Genomic DNA, 18,017 nt, shown 5'->3' with positions numbered 1-18,017 from the left:
CGCTGGTTCGAAGCACACCTCGAGGTGTTGTAAGCTGGTCTGGTTGCCCCGCGGGGCGACAACCAAGGGCCTGTGGCGCAGCTGGTAGCGCACCTGCATGGCATGCAGGGGGTCAGGGGTTCGAGTCCCCTCAGGTCCACCAAGAGATGAAGAAGCCCGCGAACCCCGCGGGCTTCTTGCTTTCCGCCGAGTTCGGGTCGGGGCCGCGCGGTCTTCAGGAGCGCGTCATCAGCCGGTGGGTTCCCGTGGGATGATCCGCCACTCGCACCACCCCATGTGCGCGCCCGTCGTCCAGACCGCCCGCGGCGAATCGAAGAAGTAATTCACGAAGTCCGAGCGCTCCTCATCATCGATCGCGTGGGCGTCGGCCGTGCAGTCGAACCCGGTCCTGAAAGGCTTCGCGACGGCGCTTGCGAGAGTACGCCCGGGCGCAGGAGCCGCAGTCATCGACGCCGACGGTGTCGCGCTCGAGCGGGGTACGGATTCCACCTCGGCGACCGCCGTGCACCCCGAAATCACCACCGTGACCCCGATGGCGGCGGCGAACAGAAACGCCCTCATCCCTCGCTCTTCTCCCGTGTCTGCGACCATCATGGCCGATCCTTCGGGCGCCCTGAAGGCGGATGTCGTCGACCGAGGCATCCTCCGCTCGTCCCGTCCGGGAGGGGGGTTACGCTCCTCGGTGGAGGTCGCTAGCCTGTCGAGTGATCGGAGGGTTCCTTCCGATAGGGCACCTCCGGTCCCGGATCGTCTCGCCGCGATCTTCGGGTACTGCGGTGGTGCGGTCTTGGTACAGCAATGGTGCTGAACTGAGGAGGAACCATGGAACAGAACCCGATCCGGCCAGCCTCTGACCGCTTCACTCTCAACCGCCGAAGGATCTCGGCGCTTCTCGCCGGCGGGCTCGTGCTCGGCGTCGGCGCAGCCGTGACACTCGCTGCCTGGAACGACTCCGAGTTCGCGACATCCGATTTCGCTGCCGGCACGTTCGAGTTCGAAGGCTCGACGGACGGCGCGACGTGGGCCGATCATGCGACCGAGGGTGAGGCGGCCTCGCTGACGTTCACCACGGGGTTCGACAACCTCGCTCCCGACGATGTGGTCTACGCGCCGTTCGCCGTGCGACTCACCGCGGCCACGACGTCGCCGGCGAGCCTCACCGAAGTGCCGCCGGTCGTCACGGGAAGTCTGGACGGGTTCCTGACCTTCGCGTCGGTGGCCACCGCGTCCTTCGGCTGCGATTCCGCCGCGTTCGCCGCCGGCACCCCGGTGCCGACGAGCCTGACGCCGGGCGATGTCGTCTACCTCTGCCTGCAGGTCACCGCCGGCGCCGTCGAACAGGGCGCCACCGGCACGGCGGTCTGGCAGTGGGACGCCGCGTCGCAGTAACCCGACGACCACCAGCTGCGAGGAAGGCGCCCTACCGAGGCGCGTTCCGGCGCATCCGCGCGGTGCTCGCAGCTGCGCTCGTCGGGGGAGTGGCGGCGACAGGAGTGCTCGCCGCCTGGTCGGCCGCGGAGTTCGGCCGTGCCGACTTCCGCGCCGGCACGTTCGCCCTGTCGTCGCGGACGACGGAGGACCCGTTCGTCCGGCACGACGCGGGCGATCCCGCGACGATCGCGTGGCCCACCGCGCCGCTGTTCCCTGGCGAGGCCACGGCCGGGTGGGTTCAGGTACAGTCCACGGGCTCCGTGCCGGGAACCGTCTCGCTCAGCGGGGTGGACCTGGGCGACATCGTTCCAGGCAGCCCCGAGGAGGTTCTGCGCGACACCCTGCGGGTCCGCGTATCGGCGGCGGCATCACCGAGCCCGACACCGGGCGCGTGCACCATCGGAACTCCCGGTACCGAAGTCGTAGGTCTCGACTCGGTGCCCAGCCTTCCCCCCGAGCCGCTCCAGCCAGCCGGCGCGAACACCGTCACCTTCTGCATCGTGCTGACTCTCCCCGTCGACGCTCCGGCCGCAGCGCAGAGCGCGTCGCTCACCCCAGTATGGATCTTCAGCGGGAGCTCCGGATGAGCAGAGTCGCGGACGGGCTGCGCCGCACGGGTCGTGTGACCCGTGAGGTGCTGCTGACGTGCGCTGCACTGGGCGGGCTCGCCTGCATCGTTCTCGTCGTCCTCGCCTTCACCGGCGGGTACTCGCTCATCCTGTTCAAGACGGGCTCGATGGCCCCGGCCATTCCTGCGGGGTCGGTGGCGCTGGTGCAACAGGTGGCGGCCACCGACGTCCACGTGGGTGATGTCGTCACGGTGGAACGGCCCGGCGCGCTTCCGATCACGCACCGCATCCGGGTGATCGAGGAAGGACCCTCCGACGACGAGCGGATCCTCATCCTTCGCGGCGACGCGAACGCGGTCGACGACCCGCTGCCCTACACCGTTCGCGACGTCAGGATCGTGCGCGGGTCGGTCCCGTACATCGCCCCGGCGGTTGCGCTTCTCGGCAATCCGCTCGTGCTCGGCGGCATCACCATCGGCGCCGCCGTCCTCGTCTCATGGGCTTTCTGGCCTCGTCGCATCGAGGGCGAGGAGGCGCCTACGCGCCGACAGTCCGCCGAGGCATCCGGGGCCGCGTCGCGAGCGCGAGGGGTGGTGGCGGTGCTTCTGATCGTCGGAAGCGGCGTTGCCCCGGTCTTTGCTCCGCACGCAACGTCGGCCGAAGCATCCACCGGAAACTACCTGGCGGTGCGCTCGGACCTCGAGGGGGCCGGTGTGCAGCAGCTCGACCCCGCCGCCCCGCTGTACTGGCATCTCGACGTCGACGCTCGCCGCGCGCCCGACGACGGAGAGTTGAGCATCTCCTTCTCGTCGACGGGAGACGCCGAGTTCGGTCTTCGCGCCGAAGTCCGGTCGTGCCCCACCCCATGGGCGGTGACCGGCACGTGCGCGGCGGATGAGCGGGTGCTCTTCGCGGAGGCAGCCGTGGCGGTGGACGGCACCCGGCAGGCGCTGTGGACGTCACCGACTCCGGATGCCGTGTACCTGCGCATCTCGCTGACAGCGACTCCGCTGCCCGACGCCGCGCCCGATGTGGGCGCCTCGGTGACCGTCCGCGCGACGGCGGCGGGGGAGACCGTCGACACCGGAGTGGATGGGCAACCGCCCCTCGCCGAGACGGGAGGGGGAAGCGCCGCGCTGCTGGCTGCACCCGCCGCACTGCTCCTCGGACTCGGGATCGCCCTCGTCGTTCGTGCGTCGTCGAGACGGAGCATCCGCCCATGAATCGACGATCGCGACGCGCCTCACTGCCGCTCACGGCGCTGCTCCTCGCGGCGCTGACTGTCGGTGCGCCTGGGCAGCCGGCGATCATCGGCGCGACGGACGCCGCCTGGGTCGACGCGCAGTACGCCGGCGGGTCGGTCACCGCAGGAAGCCTGGAAGCCCCCGTCCTCACCGACTGCACCACCGTGAACGAGGGAGCGAACGGCGCACTGAGCGCACTGGGCCTCACGTGGACCTCGCCGCTCGACGACGCCGGATTCATGCTCGCGACCCTCGGCTCGGGATCCACCACCTTCACGGTTCCCACCGGGAGCGTCCAGCGATCGGGTCCGGCCGCGGGGCTCTATACCTACAGCTTCACCGTCACGCCGGCCGAGTTGGAGCCGGTCTTCGGACGGCTGGTCGACACGTCTCTCGTCGGGTCCGTCGCGACGCGCGCCGGAACATCGTGGGTCTCGCCTCCGTCGGCCTCCCGCACGATCTCGATCGGCTCCATCGCGGGCGCGCCCGGGTCCGCCACGTGCGACCTGGCCCACGTCCTTTCCTTCAGCGGCATCACGGCCGCCACCGCGCCCATCGATCGGGTGATCCCTGTCGGGACGGCGGCCACGTCGTCCCTTCTCGCCGGCCAGCAGGACCGCCGGCGCACTCCCGAGTACACAGTCACCCTGACAGAGCGCGGCACCGGCGCCCCCGTCCCCGGTACTCCGGTCACGATCACTCTCCCGGACGGGCTGGCGTTCGAATCGGGGCCGAGCGCCAACCTCAGCACCGGCACGTTCACGACGAGCGACACCGGCACCGTCACCTTCCGAGTCGTCGCGAATCGGTCCCAGCCCGCAGCCGGCCCGGTCCGGGCCGCGTCGGCGCGAGCCTTCACCGTGCTCAGCGCTGCCCCGGTCACCTCCGTACCGCTCGTGGCATGGGGCTACTCCGTCGAGGGCCAGACCGGATCGGACAACCGGACGGTTGCTCGCACGAGTGCGGTCCCGCTGTGGGACAACCTGGACATCAGCGGCGCCACCGCCCTCGGGTCCAGCTATTCCGCTCTTCTCTACGCTGACCAGAACGGCAACCTGTGGGCGCGCGGCTACAACGCCTCGGGCACCCTCGGTGACGGCACGACGACGACCCGTCCCGATGTCGTGGCAGCGCTCACCGCACCCGGGCAGCAGCTCGGCGGAATCACCTACATCGGAACCGGTACCGACCAGCTCTCGTCCATGGCCGTCGACGCGTCCGGGGGTGTGTGGGCAACCGGGGACGCGGAGGGCTCCGGCTTCGGCGCCGGCTACGTCAACACCCGGTATTGGCAGCGCGTCAGCGACAGGTACACGATGCCCGCGCCCGCCCTCACCGCGGAAGTCAATCCGTTCGGATCGGTGCTGATGGTGCTCAGCGACGGCCAGGCGATGGTCGCCGGTCAGGACCCGTACGGGTACAGCGCCCAGGGAGCGCCCGTGAGCGCCGCGAACGGTGCGGCCGGGCGCATCATGCTCACCGGGCCCGGCACACCGATCACCGGAGTGACCTCGGGCGGGATCGGCTGGGAATCCTCCGCGGTGGTGACCAGCGACGGGCGGCTGTACACCGCCGGCACGGCAGCCTACGGCGGCAGCGGAACCTTCTACCTGACCCAGAAGGCGCTCCCGCCGGGAAAGACTGCCGCGAAGGTCTTCGTGCGGCAGTACCGGATGCTGGTCCTCATGACCGACGGGACCGCCTACGCGCTCGGGGCAAACACGAGCGGGGCCTCCGGTGTGGGCAACTCCAGCAGCCCGGGCGCCACGCTCACTTCGGTCGCCCTTCCGCTCGGCAACGTGGTCACGGACATCGCGATGGGAAACGATGGAACTCTGTTCCTGCTGGCCGACGGTTCCGTGCAGTTCGCCGGCCTCAACGACACCGGCGGGCTCGGAGTGGGATCGGCCGGGGGATTCTTCTACGCACCCGCCCGAGTCCGCTTGGCCCACACCGCCACCAAGATCGGTGCGTCATGGTACGACTCCTTCATCGCAGTCCTCGGCTGAGTGACGGAACCAGAGCGCCTCGGCGGGGCAGACGGCGCGAGCATCGCCGTCAGATCCGCGCCGTGCTGGCGGCCGGCGCTGTCCTCGGGGTCGGCTACGTCGCGACGACGGCCGCATGGAACGACTCGGAGCTGGCGACGGCGTCGTTCTCGAGCCCGGTGTGGGTGCTGGAGTCCGAGACGTCGACCTCACCCTGGGGCAATTCGCCCCAGCCACCCGGTTCGTCACTGCGCTTCGGGGCGGACGCCATGGTGACCGGCACGAGCTATTTCGCCTGGATGAACCTGCGCACCAGCTTGCAGACCACCGTCCCCGGCACCGTGAGACTGACGGATGTCGCGCGCTCCGGCGACCTGACGAACTTCCTGGAGTACCGCGCGGTGCGCACCGGGCCGCCCATGACCGACGCACTGTGCGGGCCGGCCGCCTTCACGTCATTCGACTCCGTCTTCATCGCCGGGGGCCCGTCGCGATGGGAGCCGATCGACGATGATCCGCCGGCGCCCGCGGTCTTCCCGATCGGGCCGGCGCTCGACGACGTGGGAATCTGCTTCGAGGTGCGCATCCGTCCATCCGCCGGCTCCGAGGTCAGCGGGCTGACCGGAACGGCCAGCTGGGGTTTCACGGGCATCTCCGATGACTGAGGGCTGGCGACGTCCTGTTCGACCGTCTCGGTGACCGCCCACCGTGGCCTCGCCCCGCGCGGTCGCGTCAAGGCGTTGACCGCGCCGTCGAGGCGGGGGACGCTTGGTCCCGACGCTGGGAGGCCCCGATGACCGCTGCCACACCGTTCCTCTGGTTCGACAAGGACGCGGAGGCGGCGATCGCGTTCTACACGGAGCTGATCCCCGACTCGCAGATCCTGTCACTCGGCAGATACCCCGACGAGGTCCCGGGCATGGGCGGCAAGGTGATGCACGCCCATTTCACCCTCGCGGGCCGCGACTACTTCGCGATGGACGCCGGCCCCCAGTTCCCGTTCACAGAAGCGATCTCTCTGTACGTCTCGTGTGCCGACCAGGCGGAGGTCGACCGCTACTGGGATGCGCTCACCGCTGACGGCGGACAGGAGCAGCCGTGCGGATGGTTGAAGGACCGCTGGGGGCTGTCGTGGCAGATCATCCCGGATCGACTCATCGAGCTGATCCGGCATCCCGACCCCGACACAGCGCACCGCGCCGTGCAGGCGATGCTCGGCATGCACCGGATCGACATCGCTGCCCTCGAAGCGGCGGCCGCTACGGTGAGACCGTGAGCTCTCAGCCGCGCTGCCCGCACTGCCGGCACTTCGTCTACCTGGACACGCTGGTGTGCCCGAACTGCGAGGCGGAGCTCGGGTATCACATCGTCACGCGCCAGTTCTACGGCGTGCGCAACGGGCACGTGGTGATCGACGACAAGACCTGGTACACCTGCTCGAACCGGGAGTGGGCGTGCAACTGGCTCGTGCGCGAGGATGCGCCGGCCGGACGATGCTTCTCGTGCCGCCTCACTCGCCGGCAACCCGAGTCCGACGACACCGTGGCACTCGAGAAGCTCGCCAAGACGGAAGAGGCGAAGCGCCGTCTGCTCCTTCAGCTGGGCGACCTCGGCCTGCCGATCGCGCCCTGGGACTCCCATCCGGGCGGACTCGGCTTCGATCTGATCTCCAGCCTGACCGATGGAAAGCCGGTGATGATCGGGCACGCGAACGGGATCATCACGATCGATCTCGCCGAGAATCTCGACGACCGGAGAGAGGCGCTCAGAGTGCGGCTGGGCGAGCCGTACCGGACGATCCTCGGCCACCTCCGGCACGAGGTCGGCCACTACTACCAGAACGTCCTGCTCACCGATGACGAGAGCTGGGCGCAGTGCCGGGCGCTGTTCGGCGACGAGCGCGCGAGCTACAAGGAGGCCCTCTCCCGCCACTACAAGCTGGGTGCTCCGGCGGATTGGCAAGAGGGCTTCATCTCCGAGTACGCGACGATGCATCCCTGGGAGGACTTCGCCGAGACGTTCGCCCACTACCTGCACATCACCGGAACTCTTCAGACCGCTGCGGTCCTCGGCATCCATCTCGATTCGTCGGTGACCAACCTGCGCGACACCGACGTCGTCCCCTTGCAGTCCTACCGATCCGAGCCGATCCAGCGATTGCTGAGCGATTGGGAGTGGATGTCGCAGGCCTTCAACCGGATCAACCGGTCCATGGGTTTCGGCGACCTCTACCCGTTCACCATCGTCACCCCCGTGCGCCATAAGCTCGCCTTCGTCCACGACATCATCACCCGCGCACCCCTCACCTTCGAAGAGCAGTTCGCGATCGCGTTCTCGCGAGAGGCGGAGCGGTCGTGACGACGTTCTCGCGCGGGCAGCGCGTGATCGGCGCGGCGACGCATTACGTCGAGAACCAGCCGGCATGGCGCGTCGACGTCGATGAGTACGCCGACAACGGCCCCTTGGCCGCCGCCGTGCGATCCTTCGGCGGCGCGGGGGCAGAGCCGCAGCTGCACGCGGTCGGGTCGCTCGTGGGGTCGCTCGAGTTCCAGCGGGACGCGGAACGTGCGAACGTGCACACGCCCACGCTCCACACTCACGATCGCTGGGGGTACCGGCTCGACGAGATCGAGTACGACCCGTCATACCACCGTGTCATCGCAGCCGCGGTGGCTCACGGTGCGCACACGTCGGCGTGGGCCGACCCCGGCCCCGCGGCGCACGTGGCCCGGGCGGCGACGTTCATGCTCTTCGCGCAGGTGGAGCCGGGGCACGCGTGCCCGATCTCGATGACGCATGCGGCTGTGGCCTCGATCGAGTCGTCCCCGTGGATCGCCGAGGAGTGGGTGCCGAGGATGCTCTCGCGGGAGTACGACCCGAGGCTGCTCGGGGGCGAGGAGAAGCGCAGCGCCCTGATCGGGATGGCGATGACCGAGAAGCAGGGCGGCTCGGATGTGCGTGCCGGGACGACGGTGGGCGTGTCCATGGGTGGCCACGCCTATCAGCTGACCGGGCACAAGTGGTTCTGCTCCGCGCCCATGTCGGATGGGTTCCTCGTCCTGGCGCACACGCGGCGCGGTACGGACGACGAGGGGCTCTCGTGCCTGTTCGTCCCGCGGATCCTCCCGCACGGTGCGCGCAACGTGTTCCGGCTGCAGCGCCTGAAAGACAAGCTCGGCAACCGATCGAACGCGTCCGCGGAAGTGGAGTTCGACGGGACCGTCGGGTTCATCGTGGGGGAGCCGGGACGCGGCGTGCGCACCATCATCGAGATGGTGCAGCGCACCCGGCTGGACTGCGTGCTCGGCACGGCGGCCGGGATGCGGCAGTCGCTCGCGGAGGCGCTGTGGCATGCGCGCGGGCGGAAGGCCTTCGGCGCGTCCCTGGTCGACCAGCCCGCCATGACCGCTGTCCTCGCGGACCTGGCGCTCGAGGCGGAGGCTGCGATGCTCACGGGCCTGCGCCTCGCGCAGATGTTCGAGGCCGAGGCATCCGTCCACGACCTCGCGCTGCGGCGCCTCGCGACCCCCGTGTCGAAGTACTGGGTGTGCAAACGGGGTCCGCAGCACGCCTATGAGGCTCTCGAGTGTCTCGGGGGCAACGGCTACACGGAGGCGTTCCCGCTGGCGCGCCGCTATCGCGAGCAGCCCGTGATGGCGATCTGGGAAGGTGCGGGGAACATCATCGCCCTGGACGTCCTGCGCGCGCTGGATCGAGATCCGGAATCCGCCGACGCGTTCGAGGCGGAGCTGGCGACGACGGCGGGTGCGTCCGCCGTGCTGGACGCGCACGTCTCCCGCACCGTCGCGCACCTGCGCGGCATCCGCACCGCGGACGCGTCGGACGGTCAGGCCCGGGCGCGCCGGTTGTCCGAGCAGCTCGCCCTCGCGTTCCAGGCGTCGCTCATGGTGAGACATGCCCCGTCGACCGATGCGGAGGCGTTCATCGCCGCGCGTCTGGGCGAGGATCGCGGTGCTCAGTACGGCGTGCTCCCGTCGGGGACGGATGCCTCGGCGATCGTCGCGAGACATTGACGGTTCACGTCCCTCGCCTCCCCGCGCGTCGGATCAGCCGCCTAGGCTGGGGGCGTGGGAGGTAGGCGTCGAAGCGCGGTGGAGAGGGTCCTCTCTGGTCTCGTGACCGTGGCTGCTCTCGCGAGTGTGCTCGTCGTCGGTGGGGGACCGGCTCGAACCTGGGCGAGCGACGCCACGCCGGTCGCGGATGCTTCCGTCGTGCGGATCGAGGCGGCGGATGACGACCTCGCCGACGCTGCGGCACGCCACGTCGAGGCGATGTCGCTGCGGGAGCGCGCCGCGTCGGTGGTCATGGGCCACATCCCGACCACCGACCCGTCCGCCCTGCGCGCGTACATGGAGACTCAGGGCCTGGGCGGGTTCATCCTCATGGGGGCGAACATCCCGGCGGACGAGGGCTCGCTCCGCGGCCTGACCGCTGCTCTGACCCTGGACCCCGCGTTCCCTCCGGTGCTCGCGATCGATCAGGAGGGTGGCGACGTCTCCCGCTTGCCGTGGGACTCGTTCCCCTCCGCAGTCGAGCTGAAGAACGCGCCGCCCGACGCGACGGCGGACGCCTTCGCCGCCCGCGCCGCGCTGGTGCAGCGAGCCGGGATCGGAGTGAACTTCGGAATCGTCGCCGACGAGACCGATGACCCCGCGTCCTTCATCTTCCGTCGGGCGCTCGGCACGTCGCCGAGCGAGGCGGCCGCTCGTGTGACGACCGCTGTCGCAGGCGAGGGTTATTCGGCGATGTCGACGCTCAAGCACTTCCCGGGGCATGGCGCGGCGCCGGGCGACTCGCACGCCGGCATTCCCGCTACGTCGATGTCGAAGACCGAATGGCAGTCCGCCGACGCAGTGCCCTTCGCCGCCGGCATCGAGGCGGGCGCCCCCCTGCTGATGTTCGGTCATCTCTCGTATACCGCCGTCGACCCGCGTCCGGCCAGCCTCTCCGAGGAATGGCACCGCATCGCCCGCGAAGAGCTGGGCTTCCGCGGAGTCGCCGTGACCGACGATCTCGGGATGCTGCAGGCATCCGGCGTCGACGAGTTCGCCGACCCCGTGCGCAATGCCGTGACCGCGCTGGCCGCGGGAAACGATCTCGTCCTCGCGGTCATGTTCTCGACACCGGAGAGCGCAACCCGCATCGTCGATGGCATCGTCGCCGCGGTGGAGAGCGGTGAGCTGGCACCCGAGCGACTCGAGGAAGCGGCGACCCGCGTCGCTGCGCTTCGCGTCGCCCTCGCGGCCGCAGGCCGCGGGCTGGTGCCGTGCGACTCGTGCGCGCCCGCCGAGTGAGTCAGGGGGCGCCGATCGCCTCGATGAGCCGGGAGCGGATGCCTTCGCCCCGACGCGCGAAGTCGCGTTGCGCTCGCACGTACTCGGCCTTGCCCTCGGCGGTCTCGATGGGGACGGGATCGTAACCCCAGGCAGCGAGGTCGTACGGAGATGCCCTCATGTCGAGAGTCCTGATGTCGCGCGCGAGTTCGAACGCGTCGAGGAGCACCTCGCCCGGCACCAGCGGACCGAGCTTCATCGCCCACTTGTAGAGGTCCATGCCGGCGTGCAGGCACCCGGGCTGTTCGTGCGCCGACTGGGTGTTCCGTGTCAGCGGATCTCGATTGCGCGGCACGGCCTCACGGGTGAAGAAGCGGAAGGCGTCGAAATGGGTGCAGCGAAGATCGTGCGTCTCGACGACAGCGTCCGTCCCCTTCTGACCCAGGCGCAGAGGCACCGCATGACGGTGGTCGCTCTCGCGATAGACCATCGCCCACTCGTGCAGGCCGAAGCATCCGAAGCTGCCGCTGCGCTGCGCCGTGGCCCGAAGGATTCGCCCGATGTTGGCGAAGAGCACTCCGTGCTGCGCGCGTATCCCCTCGCCGTCCACGCGCACCCCGCCCGGCGTGTCGCCCGCTCGATAGCCGCGCCAGCCGGCGCGCGGGGACCCGGCGGCACCCGCCAGCTCGACGCCCTCGCCCGGATGCCAGCGGCGGAGCATCGCAGGCTTGTAGGAGTAGTAGGTGAACAGGAAGTCTTCGACGGGATGCTTCTCGCCTCGCGTCGACCGCTCCCGGTGCGCCTTTGTCAGCGCATCGGCGCGCTTCCGGTGTTCGCGGTCCCGCTCCTGCCACTGCGCCGCGCCGAGCAGCTCGGCGGTGGCGAGGGCTGCGGACACCGTTCGAGGATACGCGGGCCTAGGCATGGGCGCTGAAGGTCATTCGTCGGCGGGCTCGATGAGCTCCGGGGAGTTGTTGCGCACGTTGCCCACTGCACGGGAGACCACGTGATCGTCGAGTGTCTCGGCGAGAGCCGGAGCCGCGTCGATCGCGGCATCGAGGACGTCGCGGACATTGTCGGTCGAGGGGTCGAGCCAGGCATCGGCGTGATCGGCGTCGATGAAGAGCGGCATCCGGTCGTGGATGGAGCCGAGTCGACCGATGGAGTCGCGCGTGAGGATGGTGAAGCTCAGCAGCCAGCGGGTCGGATCGTCGTCGTCCTTCGCCTTGTCGCGCCACCACTCATAGAGGCCGGCCATGAACAGCGGCGACCCGTCGGCGGGGTGGATGTAGTGCGGGATCTTCACCCCGTCGACGGTCTTCCACTCGTAGTAACCCGAGGCGGGGACCACCGCCCGGCGCTTCTCGAGCGCGCTTCGGAACATGGGCTTGTCTTCGAGCTCTTCCGACCTCGCGTTGAACGCCCGCGCGCCGATCTTCGGGTCTTTCGCCCAGCCGGGGACGAGGCCCCAGCGGGCGCTCTCGAGACGGCGCGTGGGAACCTCTTCCTTCACGGAATCGAGCACGATGGCCACCTGGGCCGTCGGCGCGACATTGTACGAGGGCTCGGGCAGATCATCGCCTTCTACGTCGACCCGAAGCACTCCGACCAGGTCGGATCCTGCACTCGCCACCACGAACCGTCCGCACATGCGGCCAGCCTACGCGGGGGCACGGACGTCAGTGCGGGACGACTCCGACGGCCTCGAGACGCTCGAGCAGACCGGCGCCGTCGGATTCCGTCACCCAGGGGACGCGCGCCGCGCTGTGGTCGTTCACCGCCGTGCGGCCGCCGGCCAGCACGGCCTCAGCCGTGGACAGGCGCCGGATCGCGACGCCCACCACGCTGTCCGGATGCTCGGCCGTGAACGTGGTGTAGATCTCGTCGTCATGCTGCCCGTCGTCGCCCACGAGCAGCCACCGCACCTGCGGGAACTCCTCGGCGAGCCGCCGCAGGTTCGACAGCTTGTGGGCCTGTCCGCTCCGGAACCATCGATCGTGGGTCGGGCCCCAATCGGTGAGGAGGAGCGCGCCCGGCGGGAAGAGATGGCGCCGGAGGAAGCGCAGCAGCGTGGGAGCGATGTTCCACGCGCCGGTGGAGAGGTAGATCACCGGGGCTCCGGGGTTGTCTCGCACGACGCGCTCCATGAGAACCGCCATCCCCGGCACCGGCTGGCGCGCGTGCTCGTTCACCACGAACGAGTTCCAGGCGGCCAGCAGGGGACGCGGGAGGGCCGTCACCATGACCGTGTCGTCGACGTCGGACACCACACCGAAGCTCACGTCCGGACCGACGACGAACACTCTCGTCTCGACGGGTTCGCCTCCTTCGACCGACATCGTGAAGGTCTGCCATCCGGGCTCGAGGCCGGCGGGAAGCCGGACATCGATGACGCCGCCGCGATCGGCGACGACCTCGTGGCCGACCCCCGCGATCGTCACGGTCACCTGCGCGTACCCGACCGGAACGGCGAGGAAGCTGCGCCACCCCCGGACACTGGCGTACTCGCCGGACTCGGTCTGCTTGACCGGGGGCACGATCATCACCCGCCCGAGCACCCGGACCCAGTCGGGCCCGGCATAGCCGGGGAAGGGCGTGACGGTGGGCATCTGACCGCGACGCCGTGCGCGGCGCTCCCGCCAGGAGTGGAACCGGTACTCGAGTCGCGCCAGCCACAGCACCTTCGTGCGTGGGGGGCGCGCAGCGTTCTCGGGCATCGTCTCAGTCTTCCATGTCGTTCTCCATGCGGTCCGCACCGGAGGGGTCCGCGACGGGATCGGTGTGGTCGAGGTGCTTGCGCTCTGCGCGCTCGATGACCTTCTTGCTCACGTAGACCAGGACGAGGAACACCACGATGACGGCGACGAAGATGTAGCCCGCATAGTGCAGCTGATCGGACAGCTCGCGGTAGGTGCCGGCCGCGACGGCGCCGACGGAGACGTAGAGCGTCGCCCAGATCACGCACGCCGGCACGGTCCACGCCAGGAAGCGGCGGTAGGGATACCCGCTCATGCCGACGGTCAGAGGGACGAGCGAATGAAGCACGGGAAGGAACCGCGAGATGAAGATCGCCGGACCGCCGCGACGCAGCAGATAGCGCTCCGAGCGGGTCCAGTTGGCCTCGCCGATCCTGCGGCCCAGCCACGAGTGCCGGATCTTCGGGCCGAGGAAGCGACCGAGCCAGAAACCGATGCTCTCCCCGATGAGGGCGCCCGCGACCACGGCTACGCCGAGGAGCAGCCCCTCGAGCGGCGAAGCGACAGCGGTCGCGGCCACGATGACCACTGTGTCGCCGGGGACGACGAGCCCGATCAGCACGCTCGTCTCGAGCATGATCGCGATTCCCGCCAGCAGAGTCCTGACGACCGGATCGACGCTCTGCACCGCGTCGAGGAGCCACGTCAGGAACTCGTTCACGCCATGAGCCTAGAACCAGGAGCGCCCTCTAGCCTGGGAACATGACGGACCCCTCGCACGCGGTGGAGCTGGGCGAGTGGATCGAGCCGGAGGCTGTCTTCATGGGGCTCTTCGCCGACGACGACCGGGCGTTCTGGCTCGATGCGGGGCCCGCCGCGACGACGGGGTGGAGCTGGGTCGGGTCGGGGACACCGGGCGACGTCGAGGCCGTCATGGGCGTGGTCTGCGCCGCCGACACGGGAGACGAGTGGCGCGCGGGTCCGTTCCGCGGCGGCTGGGTGGGGTGGCAGGGGTACGACGATGCCGCCGCCCGTGCCGGCGCGCCGGCCCGACGCGAGGCCGAGGTCCCCGGAGCGCTCTGGCTACGCGTGACGAGCTTCCTCGCCTTCGATCACGACGCCCGCCGCGCGTGGGCCGTGGGCCCGGAGGTCGAAGCGCGCAGGCTCGCCGACGCCGTCCGCGACGCCGCCGGCGCGGTCGCCCCTCCTTCTTCCCCTGCAACGGTCGTCGCCCGGCCGCGGCACGCACCCGACCGATACGCCGATCTGATCGAGCGCTGCCGCGAGCGGATCCGTGCCGGCGACGCGTATCAGCTCTGCCTCACGACGCGTTTCGAGGTCACCGGGCGTGTGGCGCCGGTCGAGACCTTCCGTCGACTGCGCGAGCTGACGGCCGCGCACCACGGCGGGCTGATCGCGGCGCCCGGCGCGTCGCTCGCCAGCGCGAGCCCGGAGCAGTTCCTCGAGGTGCGCGACGGCATCGTCCGCACGCGACCCATCAAGGGCACGAGGCCCCGCGGCGCGGGACCCGTCGCCGACGCGGCCGTGGCCGCCGAGCTGCAGGCCAGCGAGAAGGAGCGGGCCGAGAACGTCATGATCGTGGATCTGATGCGCAACGATCTCTCGCGGGTCTGCGAGCCCGGCTCGGTCGGGGTGGACGCCCTGCTCGAGGTCGAGACGTATCCAGCGGTCCACCAGCTGGTCAGCACCGTGTCGGGGTCGCTCGAGCCCGGGACGACGGTCGGCGCGCTCCTGGCTGCCGCGTTCCCCGCCGGCAGCATGACCGGCGCGCCGAAGCTCTCGGCCATGACGATCCTCGAGGAGCTCGAGGCCGCCCCTCGGGGCGTGTTCGCCGGCTGCTTCGGCTGGGTCGGCGTCGACGGCGCGCTCGACCTGGCGATGGTCATCCGCTCGATCGTGGTCCACCCCGGCGGCGCGTACGTCGGCGCCGGGGGAGGGATCACGTGGCGTTCGGATGCCGCAGCGGAGGTCGCGGAGGTCGCGGTGAAGGCCCGCGGTCCGCTCGCCGCCCTCGGCGCCGCCCTGCCCCCCGGGTGGTGACGGTGGTCCGGTAACCTGGAGTTTCCCGCTTCCCGCGTCCCAGGCATCCGTCCGATTGGTTCCTCCGTGTCACAGACCCTCCCGCCCGACACCGCTGCGCCCGCCGACGGCGGCGGATACGACGCCTACGCGATCCAGCAGAAGTGGCAGGCAAGGTGGACCGCCGCCGACCCCTTCCGCGCCGGCGGCGACGGCGACACGCGCCCGCGCAAGTACGTGCTCGGCATGTTCCCGTACCCGTCCGGCGACATGCACATGGGGCACGCCGAGAATTACGCCTACGTCGACACGGTGGCGCGTTTCTGGCGTCACCGCGGTTACAACGTGCTCAACCCCATCGGGTGGGACTCGTTCGGGCTCCCGGCCGAGAACGCGGCGATCCAGCGCGGCGCTGACCCGCGCGAATGGACCTACGCCAACATCGCCCAGCAGCGCGCGAGCCTTCAGAACTTCGGCACCTCCTATGACTGGGGCCGGGTCCTCCACACGAGCGACCCCGAGTACTACCGATGGAATCAGTGGCTCTTCCAGCGGCTCTACGAGCGGGGGCTCGCCTACCGCAAGCAGAGCCCGGTCAACTGGTGTCCGAACGACCAGACCGTGCTGGCGAACGAGCAGGTGGTCGACGGTCACTGCGAGCGGTGCGGTGCCGAGGTCGTCAAGAAGAAGCTGACGCAGTGGTACTTCAAGATCACCGAGTACGCCGACCGGCTGCTCGACGACCTGAATCAGCTTGAGGGCTTCTGGCCGCAGAAGGTCATCCGCATGCAGCGGAACTGGATCGGGCGATCCGTCGGCGCCGACATCGACTTCGAGATCGAAGGGCGCTCCGAGAAGGTGACCGTCTTCTCGACCCGGCCCGACACGCTCTACGGCGCGACCTTCATGGTGGTCGCCCCTGACAGCGACCTCGCGGCCGAGCTGGCCGCCGGAGCATCGACCGAGGTGCGCCTGCGCTTCCAGGACTACCTCGACAGGGTGCAGCGCGAGAGCGACATCGAGCGTCAGAGCACCGATCGCCCGAAGACCGGGGTCTTCCTCGAGCGGTACGCCGTCAATCCGGTCAACGGCGATCGCCTCCCGATCTGGGCGGCCGACTACGTGCTGGCAGACTACGGTCACGGGGCTGTCATGGCCGTGCCCGCGCACGACCAGCGCGACCTCGACTTCGCACGGGCTTTCGACCTGCCGGTCAAGACGGTGGTCGACACGACCGCTCCGATCACGGGTGCGATCCCGGTGATCGAGGTCGGCGACGACGGAGTGCCGATCGATCCGGCAGATGATCTCGAGGCCATCTCCGAACTCGATCCCGCGAAGACCGGCATCGCTCTCACGGGTGACGGCCGGATGATCAATTCCGGTCCGCTGGACGGTCTCTCCAAGCGCAATGCGATCGCGCGGGTGATCGAGCAGCTCGAAGCGGCGGGCACCGGACGCGCGGCCAAGTCCTACCGGCTGCGGGACTGGCTCATCTCGCGCCAGCGCTTCTGGGGCACGCCGATCCCCATGATCCACACCCAGGACGGACGCACCGTCCCCGTTCCCGACGACCAGCTTCCGCTGCGGCTGCCCGACGCCGCCGGGCTCGACCTGGCACCGAAGGGCACCTCGCCCCTGGGCGGCGCCACGGAGTGGATGTCGACGACCGATCCAGAGACGGGTGAGCCGGCGCTGCGCGACCCCGACACCATGGACACCTTCGTGGACAGCTCGTGGTACTTCCTGCGGTTCCTGTCGTCCACCGACGAGTCCAAGGCCTTCCCGTCGGGCGAGGCGAACAAGTGGGCGCCCGTCGACTCGTACATCGGTGGTGTCGAGCACGCGATCCTCCACCTCCTCTACGCGCGCTTCATCACCAAAGTGCTGTTCGACATGGGGCTGATCGAGTTCACCGAGCCCTTCACGAGCTTGATCAATCAGGGCATGGTGCTCCTCGACGGCTCGAAAATGTCCAAGAGCAAGGGCAACCTCGTGGAGTTCGCCGCGAGCATGATCGACCCCGGTGCCGACGCGGTGCGCGTGGCGATCGCGTTCGCCGGGCCCGTCGAGGACGACATCAACTGGGAGGACGTCTCCACGACCGGCGCGCAGAAGTTCCTCGCGCGCGCCTGGCGCGTGGCCCACGACGTGACGAGCGATCCGGACGTCGTGTGGGCCGAGGGCGATCCCGCACTCCGCCGCGTGACGCACCGCCTGCTGGCGGATGCTCCCGGACTGGTCGAGCAGACGAAGTTCAACGTCGTGGTGGCGCGTCTCATGGAGCTGGTCAACGCCACGCGCAAGACGATCGACACAGGGGCGGGCCCCGCCGACCCCGCCGTGCGCGAGGCTGCCGAGGCCACGGCCATGATTCTCGACCTGTTCGCACCGCACACCGCCGAAGAGATGTGGGAGATCCTCGGGTACGACGGCTTCGTCGGACTCGTGCCGTGGCGCGCAGCCGACCCGACGCTCCTGGTCGAGGAATCGGTGACGTCTGTGGTGCAGATCGACGGCAAGGTGCGGGCGACACTGCAGGTCCCTGCCCGCATCGATGCCGCCGAGCTGGAGCGGCTCGCGCGCAGCGATGAGCGGGTGCTGCGGTCGCTGGCGGGTCGCGAGATCACCCGCGCCGTCGTGCGGCCGCCGAAGGTCGTCAGCTTCAGCACCCACTGACCCTTCTCCACCGGTTTCGCGCCCCGGACCTCCTCCACAGATCCGGCGGCTCGGGCGGGGTCAGAGACGGCACACC

The 18,017-nt window shown here is 69.8% G+C and carries 16 protein-coding genes and 1 tRNA gene; 12 read left to right on the top strand and 5 right to left on the bottom strand.

What is annotated here, in order from left to right; all coding sequences use genetic code 11:
* Positions 1 to 66: 66 nt before the first annotated feature.
* A tRNA-Ala gene (locus ACFUTX_RS07380) sits at positions 67 to 142 on the top strand.
* Between the two features lie 86 nt (positions 143 to 228).
* Here ACFUTX_RS07380 and ACFUTX_RS07375 read toward each other — a convergent pair.
* Positions 229 to 594, bottom strand: a complete 366-nt coding sequence (locus ACFUTX_RS07375) for a hypothetical protein (protein WP_378862082.1) — start codon at positions 592 to 594, stop codon at positions 229 to 231.
* A gap of 228 nt (positions 595 to 822) precedes the next feature.
* Between ACFUTX_RS07375 and ACFUTX_RS07370 the strand changes: the two genes are divergently transcribed.
* The 9 genes from ACFUTX_RS07370 to ACFUTX_RS07330 all read left to right on the top strand — a co-directional run bounded on the left by ACFUTX_RS07370 (position 823) and on the right by ACFUTX_RS07330 (position 10,547).
* Positions 823 to 1,389, top strand: a complete 567-nt coding sequence (locus ACFUTX_RS07370; protein ID WP_378862080.1) for a SipW-dependent-type signal peptide-containing protein — start codon at positions 823 to 825, stop codon at positions 1,387 to 1,389.
* A gap of 62 nt (positions 1,390 to 1,451) precedes the next feature.
* Entirely contained in the window at positions 1,452 to 2,018 is a 567-nt protein-coding gene (locus ACFUTX_RS07365; protein ID WP_378862077.1) for a SipW-dependent-type signal peptide-containing protein, read from the top strand.
* Positions 2,015 to 3,223 (top strand): signal peptidase I, encoded by a 1,209-nt coding sequence (locus ACFUTX_RS07360; RefSeq protein ID WP_378862074.1) that lies wholly within the window; start codon positions 2,015 to 2,017, stop codon positions 3,221 to 3,223. Before ACFUTX_RS07365 ends, ACFUTX_RS07360 begins: the two co-directional genes overlap by 4 nt.
* The gene (locus tag ACFUTX_RS07355; protein WP_378862070.1) at positions 3,220 to 5,253 is read left to right on the top strand and encodes a hypothetical protein; all 2,034 of its coding nucleotides are present in this window, start codon (positions 3,220 to 3,222) and stop codon (positions 5,251 to 5,253) included. Before ACFUTX_RS07360 ends, ACFUTX_RS07355 begins: the two co-directional genes overlap by 4 nt.
* A 62-nt stretch (positions 5,254 to 5,315) precedes the next feature.
* Positions 5,316 to 5,897, top strand: a complete 582-nt coding sequence (locus ACFUTX_RS07350) for a SipW-dependent-type signal peptide-containing protein (RefSeq protein WP_378862067.1) — start codon at positions 5,316 to 5,318, stop codon at positions 5,895 to 5,897.
* A 128-nt stretch (positions 5,898 to 6,025) separates the two neighbouring features.
* Positions 6,026 to 6,508, top strand: a complete 483-nt coding sequence (locus ACFUTX_RS07345) for a VOC family protein (RefSeq protein ID WP_378862064.1) — start codon at positions 6,026 to 6,028, stop codon at positions 6,506 to 6,508.
* Positions 6,505 to 7,590: a putative zinc-binding metallopeptidase gene (locus ACFUTX_RS07340; protein ID WP_378862061.1), complete on the top strand. Its 1,086-nt coding sequence runs from the start codon at positions 6,505 to 6,507 to the stop codon at positions 7,588 to 7,590. Before ACFUTX_RS07345 ends, ACFUTX_RS07340 begins: the two co-directional genes overlap by 4 nt.
* Positions 7,587 to 9,266, top strand: coding sequence for an acyl-CoA dehydrogenase family protein (locus tag ACFUTX_RS07335; RefSeq protein ID WP_378862058.1), 1,680 nt, complete (start codon positions 7,587 to 7,589; stop codon positions 9,264 to 9,266). Before ACFUTX_RS07340 ends, ACFUTX_RS07335 begins: the two co-directional genes overlap by 4 nt.
* Before the next feature lie 108 nt (positions 9,267 to 9,374).
* Positions 9,375 to 10,547, top strand: coding sequence for a glycoside hydrolase family 3 N-terminal domain-containing protein (locus ACFUTX_RS07330; protein ID WP_378862055.1), 1,173 nt, complete (start codon positions 9,375 to 9,377; stop codon positions 10,545 to 10,547).
* Position 10,548: 1 nt separating this feature from the next.
* On the opposite strand, the gene ACFUTX_RS07325 is transcribed toward ACFUTX_RS07330, so the two are convergent.
* The 4 genes from ACFUTX_RS07325 to ACFUTX_RS07310 are packed head-to-tail and all read right to left on the bottom strand — an operon-like array spanning position 10,549 to position 13,943.
* Positions 10,549 to 11,451 (bottom strand): 3-methyladenine DNA glycosylase, encoded by a 903-nt coding sequence (locus tag ACFUTX_RS07325; protein ID WP_378862052.1) that lies wholly within the window; start codon positions 11,449 to 11,451, stop codon positions 10,549 to 10,551.
* A 12-nt stretch (positions 11,452 to 11,463) separates the two neighbouring features.
* Positions 11,464 to 12,177 carry an SOS response-associated peptidase gene (locus tag ACFUTX_RS07320; RefSeq protein WP_378862049.1) on the bottom strand — a complete coding sequence of 238 codons (714 nt, stop codon included), beginning with the start codon at positions 12,175 to 12,177 and terminating at the stop codon, positions 11,464 to 11,466.
* Between the two features lie 28 nt (positions 12,178 to 12,205).
* Positions 12,206 to 13,243, bottom strand: coding sequence for an App1 family protein (locus tag ACFUTX_RS07315; protein WP_378862046.1), 1,038 nt, complete (start codon positions 13,241 to 13,243; stop codon positions 12,206 to 12,208).
* A gap of 4 nt (positions 13,244 to 13,247) precedes the next feature.
* Positions 13,248 to 13,943 carry a DedA family protein gene (locus ACFUTX_RS07310; protein WP_378862044.1) on the bottom strand — a complete coding sequence of 232 codons (696 nt, stop codon included), beginning with the start codon at positions 13,941 to 13,943 and terminating at the stop codon, positions 13,248 to 13,250.
* 41 nt (positions 13,944 to 13,984) lie between these two features.
* Here ACFUTX_RS07310 and ACFUTX_RS07305 point away from each other — a divergent pair, with 41 nt between their 5' ends.
* The gene (locus ACFUTX_RS07305; protein WP_378862041.1) at positions 13,985 to 15,283 is read left to right on the top strand and encodes an anthranilate synthase component I family protein; all 1,299 of its coding nucleotides are present in this window, start codon (positions 13,985 to 13,987) and stop codon (positions 15,281 to 15,283) included.
* A 66-nt stretch (positions 15,284 to 15,349) separates the two neighbouring features.
* Entirely contained in the window at positions 15,350 to 17,941 is a 2,592-nt protein-coding gene (gene leuS / locus ACFUTX_RS07300) for a leucine--tRNA ligase (RefSeq protein ID WP_378862038.1), read from the top strand.
* Positions 17,942 to 18,017 lie beyond the last annotated feature (76 nt).

It is taken from the genome of Microbacterium sp. NPDC057407, from assembly GCF_042803895.1.
Lineage (GTDB): Bacteria > Actinomycetota > Actinomycetes > Actinomycetales > Microbacteriaceae > Microbacterium.
The sequence above is the reverse complement of the archived record's forward strand: the minus strand, read 5'-3'. Positions and strand labels throughout refer to the sequence as shown.